Genomic DNA, 17,046 nt, shown 5'->3' with positions numbered 1-17,046 from the left:
CGGGTCGCACGAGCGCGCAGCGCGTCGTCGCCGCGGCAGCGATGGTGCTTGCCGTGGCCGCGGTGCAGCGAGCGGCCCCAGTCGACGTAGGCCTGGTCGGCGCGGGCTGAGGCCCGCAGCGCGCGGGTCAGGCTCGCCACCGCCTGGCCCCCGCCCGGCAGCAGCCCGATCTGCAGCGCGTTGGCGCGGGTGACCAGCACGCTGCGCGAGTGCGCCGCGTCGGCGAACGCCTGCACCGCCCGCTTCAGGTGGGCGCAGCCGTTGAGCTGCGCGGCCGCCGCTGCGATCGCCCGCTTGTCGTCGGCGGAGTCGGTGAGCAGCTTGCGCAGCGCGGCGGCCTGGGCCAGGGCGGCCGGGTCCGGAGCGGCGCTCACCGTCGGCAACGTGGTCGGCTTGCCGGGTGAGGTGCTCGGTGTCACGGGCGGCGCCGAGACCGACGGCCGGTCGTCGTGGTGGGTGGTGAGCAGGCCCAGCCCGAAGGACGCCGCGGCGACCACGAGCGCCGCCGGGATCAGGAAGGTCAGCCACCAGCCGGCGCCACGAGGGCGGCGCTTCGCGGGGCTCGACACGCGGGGCCCGGGCGGCACGGCCGCTGCCGGCGAGGGTACGGCGGGAGACACCGCCGTACCGCACGCGGTGCAGAAGCGGTCACCCACCTGCAGCTGGTGACCGCACGTCGTACAGAACCGCTCCCCCACGAGGGAAACCCTAGGACAACCCCGGACCGCCCAGCTCCACGGCCAGCCCGCGCCGACGCAGACCCGCCAGCATCACCGGGCCCGGCACCGGCATGCCGAGCAGATACCCCTGGACGTAGTCCACGCCCAGCTCGCGCACCGCCGCCAGCTGCTCGGGCGTCTCGACACCCTCGATCAGGCTGCTGGTGCCGAGCTCGGCGAGCATCTCCACGAAGCGCCGCACCACGACCTGCTCGCGCTGCCCGAAGCCGCCGACCATCTGCCGGTCCATCTTGACGACGTCCCAGGCCCGCCGATGCAGGAAGCCCATCCGGGCCGAGCCGGCGCCGTAGTCGTCGATCGCCAGTCGCAGGCCGCGGGCCTCGAGCAGCACCGCGGCGTACTCGTGCTCGCGGGTCCACTCGTCCCCGCCACGCTCGGTCAGCTCGATGATGACGGTGACCTGCTCGGGCCACTCGATCGAGGCCAGCCAACTGATCAGCTCCGAGTCGGCGCGAAACTGGCTCAGCTCGAGGTTGACGCTCACCTGCAGCGGCTCGTCGACCACGTCGGTCGCCAGGCTGACCGTCTCCCAGGCATCCTCGACGACCCGGCGGGTGACCGCGTCGAGCAGCCCGTGCCTCTCGGCGGCGGTCAGCAGCGCGACCGGCTCGACAGCGCCCAGCTCGTCGTGGTGGGCACGGAGCAGCGCCTCCCAGCCGCAGATGAGGTTGCGTCGCACGTTCACGATCGGCTGGTACGCCGTCGCGAGCCCACCGCCGTCGAGCAGCCCGCGAATGAGATCAGCGGTCGGCTCCGGATCGCGCGACACCGAGACGAGGGGCACGTCCTGATCCATCGGGTCGGGCTCCTCCACCCTGAGCGTTTCGGCACGCTGCCGAGGCACCTGAGGCGAACCTCACCGGCGTCGTGGGCCACAATGGTCCGCGCCCAGCCCTCGTAGCTCAATGGATAGAGCATCCGGTTTCTACCCGGCTGGTTGCGGGTTCGACTCCTGCCGAGGGCGCAACGCACGTTCGTGTCACCTCTGGCGGGCCACCTCGGCGGGTAGCGACTGTTACCTTGATGCTACGTCTTGCCTTGAGCCAGGGCGACCTGAACGCGAGAGGATGGATGCGTGCGTATCACACAGGTCACCGCAAGCAACTGGCGGAACTTCAAGTCCCTCGAGTTCCCCATCCGCAACCGTTTGTTCATCGTCGGCCCCAATGCCGCTGGCAAGTCGAACTTGCTCGACCTATTCCGGTTCCTGGGCGACATCGCGGCACCGGGTGGCGGCCTCGCTTTTGCCTTCGATCATCGTGGCGGATACGGGCGGGTGCGGAGTCTGTTCGCGCGCAACTACCAGCGTGGCCGCCTGATCATTGACGTCAGGCTGGCGGATGGCGCCGACACGTGGCGATATCGCTTGACGGTACGAGGCGAAGCTCGCGGTAAGAACCGTCCTTTCGTGGACGAAGAGCTGGTAGAGCACAACGGCGTGACTCTCCTGTCACGACCGGACGCCCAGGACGAGGCCGATCCTGAGAGGCTCACGCAGACCCACCTGGAGCAGATCGCTGCCAACCAGCCGTTCCGTGTCGTCGCGGACTACTTCGCAAAGGTCCGTTATTTCCATCTGGTCCCCCAGGTCATTCGCGACCCCACGCGAGCGGGTCTGGTCAGTAACGACCCCTTCGGGGGCGACTTCATCGCCCAGATGAACAGCGTTCAGCCCCAAACGCGCAAGGCGTGGCTACGGCGCTTGGAGCAGGCACTGCAAGCGGCTGTCCCGGAGTTCGAGTCGCTGACGATCGACATTGACCCAGCAGGGCGGCCACATCTGACGGCGGGTTATCGCAACTGGCGGTCAAGCTCGACCAAACAGAATGAGACCGAGTTCTCAGACGGAACCCTCCGCCTGATTGGCTTGCTTTGGACCATCGTGAGCACACCGGCCAACGGCGGCGTGCTTCTGCTTGAGGAACCCGAGCTGTCGCTCAACGCGAAGATCGTCAAGACCTTGCCGGCCGTGCTCGCCACAGCACAGCGCGACAAGGACCTGCAAGTAGTCCTCTCGACGCATGCTCCTGAGCTGCTCGATGAAGAGGGCGTCCTTCCGGACGAGGTACTCGTGCTCAAGGTGACGAACGACGGCACCTCGGCCGCTCTCTTGTCCGCAATCGATGAGGTCGCCGACGAGCTTGAAGCAGAGCTACCCACCTCGGAGATCGTTGAGAGCCTCATCGCCCTCCCCGATCTGGGTGGCCTTGTCTCAGCGGGTGGTACCGCTCGCCGGCGATGATCAACGTTGTCGTCGAGGGGCAGTCCGACGAACAGATGGCTCGCACAGTGGTTCGTGCGGCCGGACGCAGCGTCGACAGACTAGTCATCAAGCGAGGCAAGAACCGGCTCGATCCCAGCATCCGCAACTACAACAGAGCGGCACAACATGCCCCTTGGGTGGTCTTCCGCGACTCTGACACCCAGTGCCCGGTCAAGCTCCACGCGCGCTTAACCCGTGGCATCGCGCCCATCTCGCCGGGTCTTCTCTTGCGGATCGTGCATCCCATGTCCGAAGGCTGGCTTATGTCCGACAGGCGTGGGTTCGCGGACTACTTCAAGGTCAGGGCTGTCGATGTCCCTCTCAACCCCGAGACACTGCAGAACGCCAAGCAGACCCTCCTTGAACTGTGCTCACGTTCTCGGTCACGCGCCATACGGGCGGAGATGGTGACCGCCACCGGGCAAACAGGGCCGCTCTATGTAACGCGGATCAACGAATTCGCGGCGAGCGCGTGGAGCGTGGAGACAGCAGCGGCCTCCAGCGACAGCCTGAACCGAGCTATAGAAAGGATTCGTCAACTTCCAACGACGGGTCGATAGCACGAGCGTGTGCCGATCGCACAAAGCCTGGTCCGGCGAAAGAACATTCGCAACCAGAACAGACCGTCGAACAACAGGGGATTCTGCAGTGACGTGCCGCAATCGCTGCCTGCAGTCAATGGGGTGCACTCGCGCAGCCATGTTCGCAGACGATCCGTGGCCGGATGCGGGCTACCGACTCCACGAACGCCGGCCACAGGCCATGGCGCGGCGGAGCGACCAGCCGGCGCCGGCAGCGACGGCGGGACGTGCCTCGGGGTCATGCCAAGGTCAGCACAACGCTGGATCGCGAAGGGCGAACATGGCTCGGGGACTCCTCTTTCACAGGTTCCTGTCTTAACCTCTTTGATCACATGCGTCTCCTAAGCCTCAGGAGACACCTGGACGAAGGATCAGTGCGGCATATGAAGCTCCCCCACAGGCGCATCAGTCAGGGTATCGGTGTTGCCATCGGCGCTCTGCTCGTGAGCGGCATCCCTGCGATCTCGGCGACTGACCCGGCAGCGGCGGCGACCATCCCGACGACGTTCACGGACGCCTACGGACCGCAGGCGCTGACGTTCTACACGCCGATCGCGAACCAGACCGCCCCGACCGGGGGCATCGGGACTGTCCACATCGAGGTAGGCGCCGGCTCCGAGGTGCCCTTCGTCCAGCTCGCCTACAGCGCCGACAACGGCGTCACCTGGACCAACATCCCCGGCGGGAGGCAGGCTGGCGCCGGCGTCATCGACGTCGACTGGCGCCCGTCCATCGACGGGCCGGTGATCCTGAGGGCCACCGGATATGGGAGCCTCACCGGAGCCGACCAGATCGGCAGCCCGGTTACCGAGCCCATCACGCTCTCCCGCACCGCCGGCACCCGCTTCACGTTCACCAACCCGAAGACCAGCAGCGCCCAGATCGGCGTCTTCACCCGCAAGGACGGTCACTCCTACGCGGCCGTCTCCGGCACCACCAGCGGCACGACCGCCCCGACCGTCGTCGACGCCGCTCACACCCCACCCGCCGCACCGACCAGCCTGGCGGCCCCGGCAGGCGTCTTCCCGGCCGGCACCGCGTCGAGCTTCACCGAGCCGGTGGACCTCTCGGCGTACGGCGTGAACCCCACCCAGGCCGCCGTCCGCGTCAACGACGGCACCTCCTCCGACGCCACCGTGACCTCGCTCTACCAGCAGGTCGTGACGGCGGTGCAGGCGACGGCCACGCCGGTTCCGGGCACCAGCGCCAAGACGATCTCGGCGACGGTGACCGACCAGTACGGCCTGCCGGTCGTCGGTGCGCCGGTGCGCCTCGGCGGTCACGTCGCCGGCGTGAGCACCAGCCCCAACCAGCTCGCCATCACCAACGCGCTGGGCCAGGTGACCTTCCCGGGCGCCTACAGCACCGGCTGGTACGACGTCTACGCCGACCTCAACGTCAACGCCAACCACGGCGGCAAGGAGCCCGGCTTCCAGGTCATCGTCGGCACGGTGTCCTACGCCGCGCCGGGCAAGGCGTTCTACCACAGCGACAAGCCGATCAAGAAGGCCGGCGGCGTGTACGCCGATGCCCTCAAGGGCACCCGGGCCGCGGCCGCCCGGGGCTACACCTGGATCGACCAGGACGGCCAGATCGCGTACAAGACCGGTGCCCGCATGCGGGCCGGCGTCGGCCGGATCTCGCAGGCCAGCGACCTGGTGTGGGTCAACGCGCACGGGGCGCCGTTCAACCCGAAGTGGCTGAAGAAGAAAAAGAAGAAGAACCGCTTCGAGGACCACCCCTGGTCGAGCCTGAAGAAGCACGCCGGCCTGCGCGACGTCGACAAGACCTTCCGGCAGAACGCCGCCTACCACCTCTCCGTGGAGTGGGAGGTGAAGGACGTCCATCCGTTCAGCAAGGCGGCGGCCCTGGACGCGGCCTTCGCCAACCTCGCCACGGCCGCGCAGACGTACTACGGCGCGGACTGGGCCGACCGGGTGCAGGTCAAGGTGCTCTCCAACCTGCACGGCGGCCAGAAGTACGCCCTCAAGGTGCTCAAGCACGCGCACCTGCACGGCTTCACCACGATCTACCTCGCGCGGGGGCAGGCCACCCACTCCCAGATCCCGGCGTCGAAGCAGAAGTTCGTCACCTACGTGCGCGGCGCCCAGGCCGGCTACTACCCGGCCATCCCGGTGCCCGGGCAGTCCCTCGTGGTCTCCTGACGCCGCGAGCTCAGGCGGCGGTGGCGTCCAGTGCCTCGACCTCGAGGCCGGCCACCGCCGCCATCGTGGCCAGCGCGCCGTCGAGAAGCTCCAGGTCGCGCAGGGTCAGCTCGAGCGGCTCGCCGAAGCTGGAGCCGGTGCCGGTGCCGGACCTGTCGAACAGCGACGCACTGCGCACGTAGGCGCCGTCGGCCGCCCCGGTCTCCAGCCACTGCCGTAGCACGCCCAGCGACGCGGAGAACCGCTCCCGCGCGGCCCCGATGCTGGGCACCTGCGCCGATCCCGTCGCCGGTACGTCGACCAGCAGGTTGCGGGCGTAGCTGCGCGCCGCGCCCGCGGCCGTCATGAACCTGTCGCGCTGGCTGCCGGCGCGCTCGAACAGCGGCACCCGCAGCACCTTCGTGACCGCCAGCAGGGTCTGGTAGGCGTCGTCCATCCGGCGTACGGCGGCCCGCAGTTCCGCCTCCTCGCCACGCCCCTCGACCACGGCCACCGCGGCCGCTGTCACCTCGTCGATCGCGTCCAGGAACCGCAACCCACTCAGCCGCGCCACCCGGCCGGTGCGCAGCGGCAGCACGCACAGCACCGTCACCGCGGTGATGCCGGCGCCGAGCGCCGTCTCCTCCAGCCGTAGCAGCAGGAAGGAGTCGGAGAACTCGTCGAGCTGCACGTAGAGCTGGGAGACCATCACGGTGATGCCGAGCACCATGAAGACGTAGCTGATCCGCATGAAGTAGATGCCGAAGAAGATCGCGACCAGGATCACTGCGACCGCCAGCCAGCCGCGATCGCCGACCAGGTGCGCGAGCAGCGCGCCGACGACGGCGCCCACGGCGGTGCCGATCACCCGGTTGACGCCCTTGCGGACCTGCTCGGTGGCGCTGTTGGCGCCCATGAACGTCACGAACGCCGCGATCACCGCCCAGTAGAACCGCCGTCCGCTGAGGATCTCCCCCACCAGGATCGAGGCGCCCACCGCGATCGCCATCTGGATCGCCACCCGCACGTTCGGCGCCAGCGGGACGTGGCCGAGCAGGATCCGCCGCAGCCGGCCGCCCTCGGCCACCGGGTCGGCGACGGTGGACGCGTCGGCGCTGACCATCGCCGTACCCGGAAGCCAGCCGGCCATCAGGATCACCGGCGACTCGAGGCCGTCACCGGCATCGACCGGCACCCCCGACGCGGCCCGCTTCCTCGCCTCCCGCAGGCTGCGCTGGGCGCCGCAGTGGCCGAGCACCGAGAGCGCGAACCGGTGCAGCACCACCCGGACGGTGTCCTCCTCGTCGATCGCCTCCTCCACCCGGGTGAGCAGCCGGTCGGCGGCCAGCTCGGCGGCGCCCACGTCCCCGTCGCGTACGGCGACCAGCGCCTCGCGGATCCTCGCCCGGGTCGGCTCCGAGAGCCGGGGCGAGGTGGTGAGGTAGCCCGCGAAGCGGCCCATGTTGCCGGCCGCCAGCTCGATGTCGAACAGGATCTGGTGCAGTGCCTCGGCCGACCAGCCCGGCGGGATCGAGCCGGGCTGGTTGAGCGTGGCGTCGATCATCAGCGCGGTCTCGTTGAGCGCGACCAGCCGGCGGTCGAGCAGCTGGCGCAGCCGCGGCGCCTCCTCACGCTCGTCGATCATCCGGATGGCGAGCTCGACCAGGTCGCGGCGGCGGGCGTCGTAGGAGCGCTGCAGGCGCGCCAGCGCGGCCCGCCGGCCCGGGTAGAAGAGGGTGAACTGGGCCAGCAGCGCGACCAGCGCGCCCAGACCGATCTCGGCGGCGAGCCAGCCCAGATCGCGCAGGTGCACGCTGCCGGAGAGGAAGAAGCCGAAGAAGTCACCCATGAAGAACATCTGGCCGCCGACGAAGCCGAGCGGGCCCCAGCGACGGCTGTAGGCGCCCGCAGCGAGGATCACCACCAGCATCAGCAGCGAGACGGTGCGGCTGCCGGCCAGGCCGAGACCCAGGGCGAGGCCGGCGATCATGAAGACCGGCATCGCGGCGTACCCGATCAGCAGCCTGCCGCTGCTGGGGAACATCCCGCCGGCGAACGACGCGATCATCCCGACCACCGCGCCGATCATCACCGCTATCACCGTCATGCCGTGGTGCTGGGCCGTCGCGATGGCGGCCGGCACGCCGTGGGCGTCGATCCACAGCGCATGGGTGAGGCGGACCAACCCCCACTCGGCCGCCATCGCGGCAGCGATGGTGAGCACCGACTGCAGCGCCATGCGGAGCCGGTTGAGACCCGGGTCGGAGGCGAGGAGGCGCGGCAGCATCGTGGTCGATGTTAGAGGGCGGCCAGCACCTCGTCGGTCGTCGCGGTCTCGGTGAACTTGGGGAGCACCTTGCGCACGCAGAACGCATGCGTCTCGGGATCCCGGTCCGCCATCGCGTCGACGACCGCCACGACATTGAGGCCGTGCGCATACGCCTCGCGGGCGGTCTCCTCGACGCCCGAACCGGTCGCGATGCCGGTGACGACGACCTGGGTGACACCCCGAGCGGCCAGCTCCTGCGCCAGGGCGGTGCCGTGGAAGGCGCCCCGGGTGTGCTTGGTGATCACCAGGTCGTCGGACCGCTGCCCGTGCTCGGGGGCAAAGGCGAGCTCCTCGACCGGGATGCGGCGTATCCCTCCGGCCGGGTTGGCGTCGCTGCGACCGCCCGGCCCGCCGTCGACGTTGACGAGCACGACGAGGTGGCCGTGGGCCCGGAACGCGTCCGCCAGCCGTGCCGAACGGGCCACCACGTCCGGCGTGCCCGGCACGCCCATGTCGACGACGCCGACCTGGAGGTCGACGATGACCAGGGCGGCCCTGCGATCGATGACTGTCAGGGGCATCAGAGCTTCTCCAGGACCTCGGCGGTGGCGGCGACCTGGCCCATCCGCGGGAACACCCGGGCGACGGCGTGCTCGTGATTGACCGGGTCGAGGTCGGCCATCGCGTCGTGCACCAGCACGACGTGGTAGCCGCGTCCGAACGCCTCCCGAGCCGTCGACTCCACGCCGATCGAGGTGGCCACGCCGGTGACGAAGACCTGGGTGACGCCGCGGGCCTGCAACTGCTCGTGCAGGTCGGTGGTGGCGAAGGCGCCCCAGCTCTGCTTGCTCACCTCGATGTCGCCGCGGCCCAGTTCGGGCAGGAGTACGACGGCCTCTGCCGGGATCTGGCTGGCACCGCCCTCGGGGCGCTGGTCGGTGCGGCCGGGTGCGCCCGCGGTCACGTTGACCAGGACGACCGGGTGGCCCTGGGCCCGGAATGCCTCGACGAGTGTCACATTGTTGGCGATCACCTCCGCGGGCGCGTGCGGGGCGATCCCGGCCTGGAGGTCGACGACGACGAGCGCCGGAGTGGGGTCGACGGTGGTGAGGGGCATCAGCTGTCCTTCCGATCGGATGCGTGGTGTGCGGGAGTGCCCGTGCCGCGCAGCAGCGAGGCCAGCGCGGCGAGCACGCCGAGGGCCGCGCCGGTGACGAACACGACGACCAGGCCGGTATGGAACGGCCCGGAGATCAGGTGGGGGAAGAAGACGTTCTCGGCCGACCCCGACAGACCCGGCACGTCGTGGCCGAGCAGCTTGTGGATCGGGTCGACGCCCAGGATCGCGGCGAAGAGCGAGGAGACCGGCGGCTGTGCGCCGATCGACCGCGCGGTGGCGGCATCGACGCCGTGCGCCACCAGGCCGCTGGTCAGGGTGTGCGGCAGCGAGGTGGCCAGGCCGGCGATCATCAGCGAGAAGAAGACACCGATGGACAGCGCCGTGCCGGAGTTCTGGAACGTCGCGCGCATGCCCGAGGCGACACCGCGGTACTCCGCCGGCACCGAGCTCATGATCGCCGAGGTGTTCGGGGAGGCGAACATGCCGTTGGCGATGCCGTTGAGGAAGATCAGGATCGCGAACGGCGCGTAGGGGAAGTCGATCGGCAACAGCGCCAGCGCCACGAACGTGACGGCGAACAGCGCCATCCCGCCGGTCGCGATCCCGCGGCTGCCGAAGCGGTCCGAGAGCATCCCCGAGATCGGTCCCGCCACCAGGAACCCGACCGAGAGCGGCACCATGAAGATGCCCGCCCACAGCGGCGTCTGGGAGTAGGAGTAGCCGTGCAACGGCAGCCAGATGCCCTGCAGCCAGATGATCAGCACGAACTGCATGCCGCCGCGGGCGATGGCGGCCATCAGCGAGGCCAGGTTGCCCGCCCAGAACGCCCGGATCGTGAAGAGGTGGAGCGCGAACATCGGCTCGGCGACGCGCTGCTCGATGAACAGGAACGCCACCAGCAGCACCACTCCCCCGATCAGCTCCACCAGCACGGTGGGGCTGGTCCAGCCCATGGTGTGGTTCCGGTAGGGGTGCAGCGCCTCGGTGATGCCGATCAGCAGGGTGCCCAGACCGACGGCGAAGGTGAGGTTGCCGGCCCAGTCGAGCTTGGGGCGGGTGCGTCGCCGTACGGATGTCTCGCGGAGCTTGGTGTATGCCCACCAGGTGCCGTAGATGCCCACCGGGACGTTGACCCAGAAGACGGCCCGCCAGTCCCACACCGCCAGCAGGCCACCGAGGGTGAGGCCGATGAACTGCCCGGCCAGCCCGGCGACCTGGTTGACGCCCAGCGCGAACCCGCGCCGGTCGGGCGGGAAGGCGTCGGTGAGGATGGCGGCGCTGTTGGCGGTCAGCATCGAGCCGCCGAGCGCCTGGACGATCCGCCAGGCGATCAGCCACACCGCCGCCCGCTCGGACTCGAACGGGTCGAAGCTGAGCAGGATCGAGGCGAGGGTGAAGACCACGAAGCCGGCGTTGTAGATCCGCACCCGGCCGAACAGGTCGCCGAGCCGCCCCACTGTCACCACCAGCACCGCCTGCACCAGGCGGTAGCCCATGATCATCCACAGCAGATAGCCGATGTTGCGCGGCTGCAGCGGGTCGAGATGGATGCCGCCGAAGATCGCCGGCAGCGCGATCAGCACGATCGAGCCGTCGAGGGTCGCCATGAAGACGGCCGCCGTGGTGTTGGCGAGGGCGATCCAGCGGTAGTTGTCCTTGACCTGTGCCGGGCTGCTCTCGGTTGCCGTCACAGGTTCTCCGCCAGCCGCTCGAGAGCCGGTACGGCGGCACGCAGCGCGGCGATCTCCTCTTCGGCGAGGTGGCCCAGGGCCGCGGCGATCTGCTGGGTGCGCACGGCCCGCTTGGCCTCGATGGTGGCCCGGCCCTCGGCCGTGACCGAGAGCAGCACCCGGCGCCCGTCGCGGGGATCCGAGGCGCGCTCGATCAGACCCCGCCGCTCGAGCCCGGCGAGCGTGGCGCTCATCGACTGCGGGCTGATCTGCTCGGCCTTGGCCAGGTCGGCGTTGGTGGCAGGTCCGCCGCGGTCCAGTCGCACCAGCGCCGCAAGCTCGGGGATGCTCGGCATTCCGTCCACTCCGTCGATCTGGCGGGCCTTGAGTCGGCGGTAGAGCAGGCTGACGCCGATCCTCAGCTCGGCGGCGAGCGCTTCGAGATCCGACATGTTGATCAGTCTAGCCTGATCAGTTTGCGCTGCGAGCCGGCATGTAACACGCCGTCCACCTCACTACCAGGCCGTTGCGTCAGCGTGGTAGTGCACCGAACAGCGTGTTACATGGCGTTCAGCCGACCACCTCCCGGCGGCCGTCGCGCCAGACCACTACCGCGGTGGCGCCGCGACCGGCCAGCCAGGTGGCCGCCTCGCCGTCGAGGGCGAAGGCAGCGGTCGCGTCCAGGTCTGCTCGAGTGAGGTCATCGGCAACCACCGTGACCGAGGCGACCGCGGCTGGCACCGTGCCGGTGCGCGCGTCGGTGATGTGGCCGCCCCGGCGCGCCAGCCCCGAGGTGGCGACGGCGCCCCGGCGCACCGGCACCACCGCCAGGATCCGGTCAGGGGCGGCAGGGTCCTCGACGCCCACCCGCCACGGCTCCGACTCCGCGCGAGCCAGGCACACCATGTCGCCGCCGGCCGACAACGCCACGTCGGTCTCCTCCAGCGCACGCAGCGGCCCCGCCGCCCGCTCGACGGCCCAGCCCTTCACCACGCCGCTGGGATCGAGCACGCCGTTGCGGCGCACGTCGAAGGCGCCGCCCGACTCCTCCCGCCACCGCTCGCCCAGCGCCAGCACCTCGGCCACCTCCGCCGGGCAATCGGCCAGGGCGACCTCGCCGCGACCCAGCCGAGAGACGAAGGAGTCGGGGCGATAGGTGGAGAACACTCGGTCGACATCGTGCAGCGCGGCCAGCGCCTCGGCCCACGCGTCGCGCCCGGCCGGGTCGTCCTCGTGCCGGCCGCGCAGCGCCAGGCTGATGGGCATGCCCATCACGTGCTCGACGTACCGCTTCACAGGCCGGCCTTGTCCAGCGCGCTCTGCAGCGAGCGTAGGTAGCCGTCGCTGGTGATGGTCGCCCCGCTGACCATGTCGATCTGCGCACTCTGGGCGGCCAGCGTCTCCTGGATCAGCTGCGGCAGCGCGTAGGTGTTGATCTGCATGTCGCGGCCGTTGCCGTGCGGGTACTGCACGACCTCTACGTCGCTGATCTTGCCGCCGGCGATGCTCAGCTCGACCTGGACCGGCCCCCACTGGGTCTCCGCGACGGCGCCGATGACGGTGCTCGTCGCGGCCTCACCGCCGGTCGTCGCGTTCGGCGCCGAGGTCGCGCCCTGGGTCGGCTGGTCGCTCGGCTGGTCGCTCGGCTGCTGGCTGGCCTGCTGGCTCGGCGTGGACGTCGCGCCCGCGGACTTCGGCGCCGAGATCACCGCCGGCGGCGTGGCGCTCGCCTCCGGCCCCGAGGTCGAGGTGTGGTAGCCGAACAGCAGCACCACGACGGCGACCGTGGCCAGCAGCCAGAACACGATCCGGTTCATCGTGACCTCACCATGCGAACGTCTCCTCGTGCCATTGCTCGGCCGGTACGCCGAGGTCCTGTGCCGCCCGCCGCAGCGCGGCGTTCCAGGCGGGCGGGCCACAGACGTAGACGTCGCGCTCGGCGATGTCGGGGATCCAGCCGCGCAGCACCTGCGCGTCGCTGTAGGCGTCGTACCCCTCGCCGACCCAGCTGTCCTCCCGGCGACGTCGGCCGGGCAGGCCGACCAGGGTGAGACCGCGCGTGTCCCGCAGTGCGGTGAACTCGCCGGCGAAGAGCGGCCGCTCCCGGTAGCGCTGCACGAGCACCGCCTCGCCGGGCTGGTAGGCCATCCCCTCGGCCAGTGCGCGCAGCGGCGCCATCCCCACCCCGGCCCCGATCAGGGCGACCTTGCGTCGCGTCCGGGCGCGACTGGTGAGCCTGCCGAACGGGCCTTCCACCAGCACCCGCTGGCCGGGGCGCAGCGCGGCGATCGAGGCGCTGCCGTCGCCGTCGCTCTGGACCGTGATCCGCAGGCTCTGGCCATCGGGCGCCGCCGAGAGCGAGAACGGGTTGGCCCGGCTCCAGCCTGCCCGGCCCAGGAAGCGCCAGCAGAAGAACTGCCCGGCCTCCGCGCGCAGCCGGTCCAGCCGACGACCGACGAGATGCACCGAGACGACGCCGGGCGCCTCGGGTACCACCGCGGCGACCCGCAGTCCATGGCGCAGGCTGCGGCCCAGCGGCAGCGCCACGCGATAGACGATCACGAGAGCCGCCACGGTCGCCCAGGCCACCCACCAGAACGCCGTCGCCCGCGGGCGGGCGAGGAACTCCTGCCCGGTCCACAGCTGGTGGGGCAGCGCCAGCCCGGCGCCGAGGTAGCCGTAGAGGTGGATCAGATGCCAGGACTCGTAGCGCAGCCGGCGCCGGGCCGCCCGAACCGACGTGACGACCACCAGGACCAGCAGTGCCGTCCCGACCACGGCGATCAGCATCGCCGGGTAGTGCCACATCAGGTCCCAGAACGTGCCGGGCGTCGCGGCCAGCCGACCGGCGGCGTACCCCCAGGTGATCAGGACGACGTGCGCCACGATCAGGTCGAAGGACGTGAACCCGACGACGCGGTGGATCCGAGCCAGCCGGTCCTGCCCGTAGGCGTGCTCGAGCAGCGGCACCCGCGCCATCAGCAGCACCTGGGCCAGCAACAGGTCGGATCCGAGCAGGCCGGTGAGTCGGCCGGTCGACATCAGCGCGTCGGTGGGGTCGCGCAGGTCGCGGATCCCACCGCCGGCAGCCCACCAGTATGCGACCAGGATGAGCGAGAGCCACAGCGTCGCCACCCAGCCGGTGCGCACACCCGCGTCCAGGCGCGCCCGCCGGCCGAGGGCGGGTACGGCGGAAGCAGTCAGCGCGGCCACGACACCAGCATCCGAGCCGAACCTGACGGATTCCCGACCAGGACGCTGAGGAAGCGTTGAGACCGCGGGTCAGCGCAGGTGGTCGTCGATCTCGGCCAGGATCCGGCTCTTCAGGTCGGCCGACGCGAACGACGCCCGCACCGCCGCCCGGGCAAGCTCGGCCACCCCCGCCCGGTCGAGCCCGAGCAGCTCGGCGGCGATCTCGTACTCCCGGCACAGCGTGGTCCCGAACATCGGCGGGTCGTCGGAGTTGATCGTCACCGTGACGCCCGCGTCGACGAAGGTGCGCAGCGGGTGCTCGGCCAGCGACCCGACCGCACGGGTGGCGACGTTGGACGACGGGCAGATCTCCAGCGCGACCCCGGTCCGCGCCAGGTGCGCCAGCAGATCCGGGTCGACGGCCGCGGAGGTGCCGTGGCCGATCCGCTCGGCGTGCAATAGCCGCAGCGCATCCCAGACGGTCTCGGGACCGGTGGTCTCGCCGGCGTGCGGGACGCAGTGCAGCCCCGCGGCCCGCGCCCGGTCGAAGTGCGGCGCGAACTGCGGCCGCGGCACCCCGATCTCCGGCCCGCCCAGCCCGAAGCCCACCAGCGCGTCGACCCGATGGTCCAGCGCGTAGGACAGGGTCGCGTCCGCCGCCGGGATGCCGAACTCACCCGGGATGTCGTAGATCCAGCGCAGCACCAGCCCGAAGTCGCGCTCCGCCGCCGCCCGGGCATCCTCGATCGCCTCGGTGTAGGCCTCGATCGACACGCCCGCCAGGACCGAGGTGTACGGCGTGCACGTCACCTCCGCGTAGCGCAGCGCCTGGCCGTCGGCCATCTCCCGGGCGATCTCGTAGGTGAGGTAGCGGATGTCCTCCGGCGTGCGGATCAGGGCGACGACGGCCAGGTAGACCTCGATGAAGTGGGCGAAGTCGCGGAAGGTGAAGAACTCCCGCAGCGCGTCCAGGTCCGAGGGCACCGTGCCGGGGTGCCGCTCCGCCAGCTCGGCGACGATCCGGGGCGAGGCGGAGCCGACGTGATGGACGTGCAACTCGGCCTTGGGCAGGTCACGGATGAAGTCCCTCAACGCAGCACCTCGAAGTAGCCGACGTACACGGCCACCGGGATCACCAGGCAGGTGACCAGCCAGGGCGTGACCACGCTCAGCTGGTTGAGCAGCCGCACCCCCACCACGCCGAACAGCCCGAGCAGGGTGGACATCACGAACAGCCCCGGCCGGGACCCGCCGGCGCCGTTGACCTGCGTGCCGAGGGCCGCGACCGCCAGCGAGTGCAGCATCAGCACAGCGCACAGCAACGATGACAGGACGTACTTCTTGACCCGCTCGATGTGCACGGCGGGAGCCTAGATCAGCCTCAGGAGACGGCCTTGACCAGGTTCGTCGCCAACTCCTGCACGGTGGACCCCTGCTGGAACTCGTGCCCGTCGAGCAGGACCGTCGGCGTGCCCTGGATCTTGGCCTCGTCGGAGGCGATCTTGTCGGCGCCGTCGGTCCAGGACTTCTGCGAGCTGGTGTCCTCGATGGCCGCCTTGACCTTGCTCTCGTCGGCACCCGCCTGGACCGCGAGGTCGACCAGCTTGCTCATTGCCGGGAACGGGCCCTCCTCCGAGGGCTGGTTCTGGTAGAGCAGGTCATGGAACTTCTTGGCCACGTCGGGGCCCGACGTCTTCAGTACGGCGGCGAACGCGTTGAGTGCCTGGAGGGAGTAGTCCTCCGGCAGGAAGTGGAAGGGCCGGTAGTCGAGGTAGACCTTGCCCTGGGCGGCGAGCTGCGCGAGCTGGGCGCTGCTGGCCAGTTCGAACTGGTCGCAGTATGGACACAGGAAGTCCTCGTAGACGATGACCTTGTGCGGGGCGCTCTTGTCGCCCACCGTGAGGCTGTACTTGCTGTCGCCCGCGGCCGGCGCCGACTGGCTGGCCTTGTTGTCCGAGCCACCGCTCTTGTGTGTCCCGGCGATCACGCCGACGACCACGATCACCGCCATCGCGGCGACCACGGCCGCGATCTTGAGCAGGGTGTTGCGACGCTCACGGCGCTTCGCCTCGGCGGCGATCTTCGCCGCAGCGGCTGCGCGGGCCTGGGCGTTCTGCTTGGACATCATGCGCCTTTCGTGAGCCATCGCACCGCGGTTTCCACGGCGTACAGCCTAAGCATCATTGCTGTGGGGTGTCTGAGAGACCAACCGATCCGTTCTCAGGGACGCGTAGGGTGCTCTCCGTGCCCACCTCCGCTGACCGCCTCGTCTGGATCGACTGTGAGATGACCGGGCTCTCGCTGCAGCACGACGCCCTGATCGAGGTCGCCGCCCTGGTGACCGACTTCGAGCTCAACGTGCTCGGCGAGGGCATCGACATCGTGATCAAGCCCCCGGCCGAGGCGCTGGCGCAGATGGACGAGTTCGTCCGCACGATGCACACCAACTCCGCGCTGCTGCCCGAGCTCGAGGGCGGCGTCACCCTCGCCGAGGCCGAGCAGCGGGTGCTGGCCTACGTCCACGCGGAGTGCGGCGCCGACGCCCGGCCGCCGCTGGCCGGCAACACCGTCGGCACCGACCGGGCCTTCCTGGCCCGCGACATGCCGACTCTGGAGGGCTGGCTGCACTACCGCAACGTCGACGTCTCCACGATCAAGGAGCTGTCCCGGCGCTGGTATCCGCGGACCTACTTCCAGGCGCCCACCAAGCGCGGCAACCACCGCGCACTCGCCGACATCCAGGAGTCGATCGAGGAGCTGCGCTACTACCGCGAGGCCGTCTTCGTGCCCCAGCCCGGGCTCGACAGCGAGGCCGCCCGCGCGCTGGCGCAGCGGCACGGCGGCTCGATCACCGGACTGGGCGCCACCGATTCAACCGGCGGCGACTGAGTGCCCTATGCTTCCGTCTCGGCCTCGACGCCTCGGGGCCCGATGGTGGGTGTAGCTCAGTTGGTAGAGCACCTGGTTGTGGTCCAGGTGGTCGCGGGTTCGAATCCCGTCACTCACCCCAGGTGATGTCTGAGAACATCGGCATAGCCCGGACCCACGGACGTGGGTTCGGGCTCCT

17 protein-coding genes and 2 tRNA genes are annotated in these 17,046 nt (G+C 70.2%); 6 read left to right on the top strand and 13 right to left on the bottom strand.

Annotation, left to right across the window (positions count from 1 at the left end; genetic code table 11):
* On the bottom strand, nucleotides 1-698 hold a 698-nt coding region (locus tag VHA72_RS10945; protein ID WP_325575109.1), incomplete at its 3' end, for a zinc-ribbon domain-containing protein.
* Between the two features lie 10 nt (nucleotides 699-708).
* On the bottom strand, nucleotides 709-1,536 hold the full coding sequence (locus tag VHA72_RS10940; RefSeq protein ID WP_325575107.1) for an EAL domain-containing protein: 828 nt from the start codon (nucleotides 1,534-1,536) through the stop codon (nucleotides 709-711).
* 95 nt (nucleotides 1,537-1,631) lie between these two features.
* Here VHA72_RS10940 and VHA72_RS10935 point away from each other — a divergent pair.
* From VHA72_RS10935 to VHA72_RS10920, 4 genes are all read left to right on the top strand, one after another.
* Nucleotides 1,632-1,704: transfer RNA gene (locus tag VHA72_RS10935), tRNA-Arg, on the top strand.
* Nucleotides 1,705-1,815: 111 nt separating this feature from the next.
* Nucleotides 1,816-2,982, top strand: a complete 1,167-nt coding sequence (locus VHA72_RS10930; protein ID WP_325575105.1) for an AAA family ATPase — start codon at nucleotides 1,816-1,818, stop codon at nucleotides 2,980-2,982.
* Nucleotides 2,979-3,563: a hypothetical protein gene (locus VHA72_RS10925; RefSeq protein ID WP_325575103.1), complete on the top strand. Its 585-nt coding sequence runs from the start codon at nucleotides 2,979-2,981 to the stop codon at nucleotides 3,561-3,563. Before VHA72_RS10930 ends, VHA72_RS10925 begins: the two co-directional genes overlap by 4 nt.
* A 464-nt stretch (nucleotides 3,564-4,027) precedes the next feature.
* Nucleotides 4,028-5,749 carry an Ig-like domain-containing protein gene (locus VHA72_RS10920; protein ID WP_325575101.1) on the top strand — a complete coding sequence of 574 codons (1,722 nt, stop codon included), beginning with the start codon at nucleotides 4,028-4,030 and terminating at the stop codon, nucleotides 5,747-5,749.
* Nucleotides 5,750-5,759: 10 nt separating this feature from the next.
* Here VHA72_RS10920 and VHA72_RS10915 read toward each other — a convergent pair whose 3' ends face one another.
* From VHA72_RS10915 to VHA72_RS10865, 11 genes are all read right to left on the bottom strand, one after another.
* Nucleotides 5,760-8,015 carry an FUSC family protein gene (locus VHA72_RS10915; protein ID WP_325575099.1) on the bottom strand — a complete coding sequence of 752 codons (2,256 nt, stop codon included), beginning with the start codon at nucleotides 8,013-8,015 and terminating at the stop codon, nucleotides 5,760-5,762.
* 11 nt (nucleotides 8,016-8,026) lie between these two features.
* Nucleotides 8,027-8,578 carry a cysteine hydrolase family protein gene (locus VHA72_RS10910; protein ID WP_325575097.1) on the bottom strand — a complete coding sequence of 184 codons (552 nt, stop codon included), beginning with the start codon at nucleotides 8,576-8,578 and terminating at the stop codon, nucleotides 8,027-8,029.
* Entirely contained in the window at nucleotides 8,578-9,114 is a 537-nt protein-coding gene (locus VHA72_RS10905) for an isochorismatase family protein (protein WP_325575095.1), read from the bottom strand. The genes VHA72_RS10910 and VHA72_RS10905 overlap by 1 nt, the downstream gene beginning before the upstream one ends.
* On the bottom strand, nucleotides 9,114-10,808 hold the full coding sequence (locus VHA72_RS10900; protein ID WP_325575093.1) for an MFS transporter: 1,695 nt from the start codon (nucleotides 10,806-10,808) through the stop codon (nucleotides 9,114-9,116). Before VHA72_RS10900 ends, VHA72_RS10905 begins: the two co-directional genes overlap by 1 nt.
* Entirely contained in the window at nucleotides 10,805-11,239 is a 435-nt protein-coding gene (locus tag VHA72_RS10895; protein WP_325575091.1) for a MarR family winged helix-turn-helix transcriptional regulator, read from the bottom strand. The genes VHA72_RS10900 and VHA72_RS10895 overlap by 4 nt, the downstream gene beginning before the upstream one ends.
* 118 nt (nucleotides 11,240-11,357) lie before the next feature.
* Nucleotides 11,358-12,083, bottom strand: a complete 726-nt coding sequence (locus VHA72_RS10890; RefSeq protein ID WP_325575090.1) for an FAD:protein FMN transferase — start codon at nucleotides 12,081-12,083, stop codon at nucleotides 11,358-11,360.
* Complete coding sequence (locus VHA72_RS10885) at nucleotides 12,080-12,604, bottom strand: FMN-binding protein (protein ID WP_325575089.1); 525 nt, start codon at nucleotides 12,602-12,604, stop codon at nucleotides 12,080-12,082. The genes VHA72_RS10890 and VHA72_RS10885 overlap by 4 nt, the downstream gene beginning before the upstream one ends.
* A 7-nt stretch (nucleotides 12,605-12,611) precedes the next feature.
* A complete protein-coding gene (locus VHA72_RS10880; protein WP_325575088.1) occupies nucleotides 12,612-14,000 on the bottom strand; it encodes a ferredoxin reductase family protein in 1,389 nt (462 codons plus the stop codon).
* Between the two features lie 69 nt (nucleotides 14,001-14,069).
* Entirely contained in the window at nucleotides 14,070-15,071 is a 1,002-nt protein-coding gene (locus VHA72_RS10875; RefSeq protein ID WP_325575087.1) for an adenosine deaminase, read from the bottom strand.
* A complete protein-coding gene (locus VHA72_RS10870; protein WP_325575086.1) occupies nucleotides 15,068-15,340 on the bottom strand; it encodes a transcriptional regulator in 273 nt (90 codons plus the stop codon). Before VHA72_RS10870 ends, VHA72_RS10875 begins: the two co-directional genes overlap by 4 nt.
* 20 nt (nucleotides 15,341-15,360) lie before the next feature.
* Nucleotides 15,361-16,107: a thioredoxin domain-containing protein gene (locus VHA72_RS10865; RefSeq protein WP_325575085.1), complete on the bottom strand. Its 747-nt coding sequence runs from the start codon at nucleotides 16,105-16,107 to the stop codon at nucleotides 15,361-15,363.
* Between the two features lie 116 nt (nucleotides 16,108-16,223).
* Here VHA72_RS10865 and orn point away from each other — a divergent pair, with 116 nt between their 5' ends.
* Nucleotides 16,224-16,868 (top strand): oligoribonuclease, encoded by a 645-nt coding sequence (orn, locus tag VHA72_RS10860; protein WP_325575083.1) that lies wholly within the window; start codon nucleotides 16,224-16,226, stop codon nucleotides 16,866-16,868.
* Nucleotides 16,869-16,913: 45 nt separating this feature from the next.
* A tRNA-His gene (locus VHA72_RS10855) sits at nucleotides 16,914-16,989 on the top strand.
* Nucleotides 16,990-17,046 lie beyond the last annotated feature (57 nt).

The organism is Nocardioides sp. (assembly GCF_035547795.1).
In the GTDB taxonomy this organism is placed as follows: Bacteria; Actinomycetota; Actinomycetes; order Propionibacteriales; family Nocardioidaceae; genus Nocardioides.
Note: the sequence above shows the minus strand (reverse complement) of the source record. Positions and strands in the feature narration are given on the sequence as shown.

Coding starts and splice junctions, on each gene's coding strand:
- VHA72_RS10940 (WP_325575107.1), bottom strand. CDS start 1,536: ATGGATCAGGACGTGCCCCTCGTCTCGGTGTCGCGCGATCCGGAGCCG.
- VHA72_RS10925 (WP_325575103.1), top strand. CDS start 2,979: ATGATCAACGTTGTCGTCGAGGGGCAGTCCGACGAACAGATGGCTCGC.
- VHA72_RS10915 (WP_325575099.1), bottom strand. CDS start 8,015: ATGCTGCCGCGCCTCCTCGCCTCCGACCCGGGTCTCAACCGGCTCCGC.
- VHA72_RS10910 (WP_325575097.1), bottom strand. CDS start 8,578: ATGCCCCTGACAGTCATCGATCGCAGGGCCGCCCTGGTCATCGTCGAC.
- VHA72_RS10905 (WP_325575095.1), bottom strand. CDS start 9,114: ATGCCCCTCACCACCGTCGACCCCACTCCGGCGCTCGTCGTCGTCGAC.
- VHA72_RS10895 (WP_325575091.1), bottom strand. CDS start 11,239: ATGTCGGATCTCGAAGCGCTCGCCGCCGAGCTGAGGATCGGCGTCAGC.
- VHA72_RS10885 (WP_325575089.1), bottom strand. CDS start 12,604: ATGAACCGGATCGTGTTCTGGCTGCTGGCCACGGTCGCCGTCGTGGTG.
- VHA72_RS10865 (WP_325575085.1), bottom strand. CDS start 16,107: ATGATGTCCAAGCAGAACGCCCAGGCCCGCGCAGCCGCTGCGGCGAAG.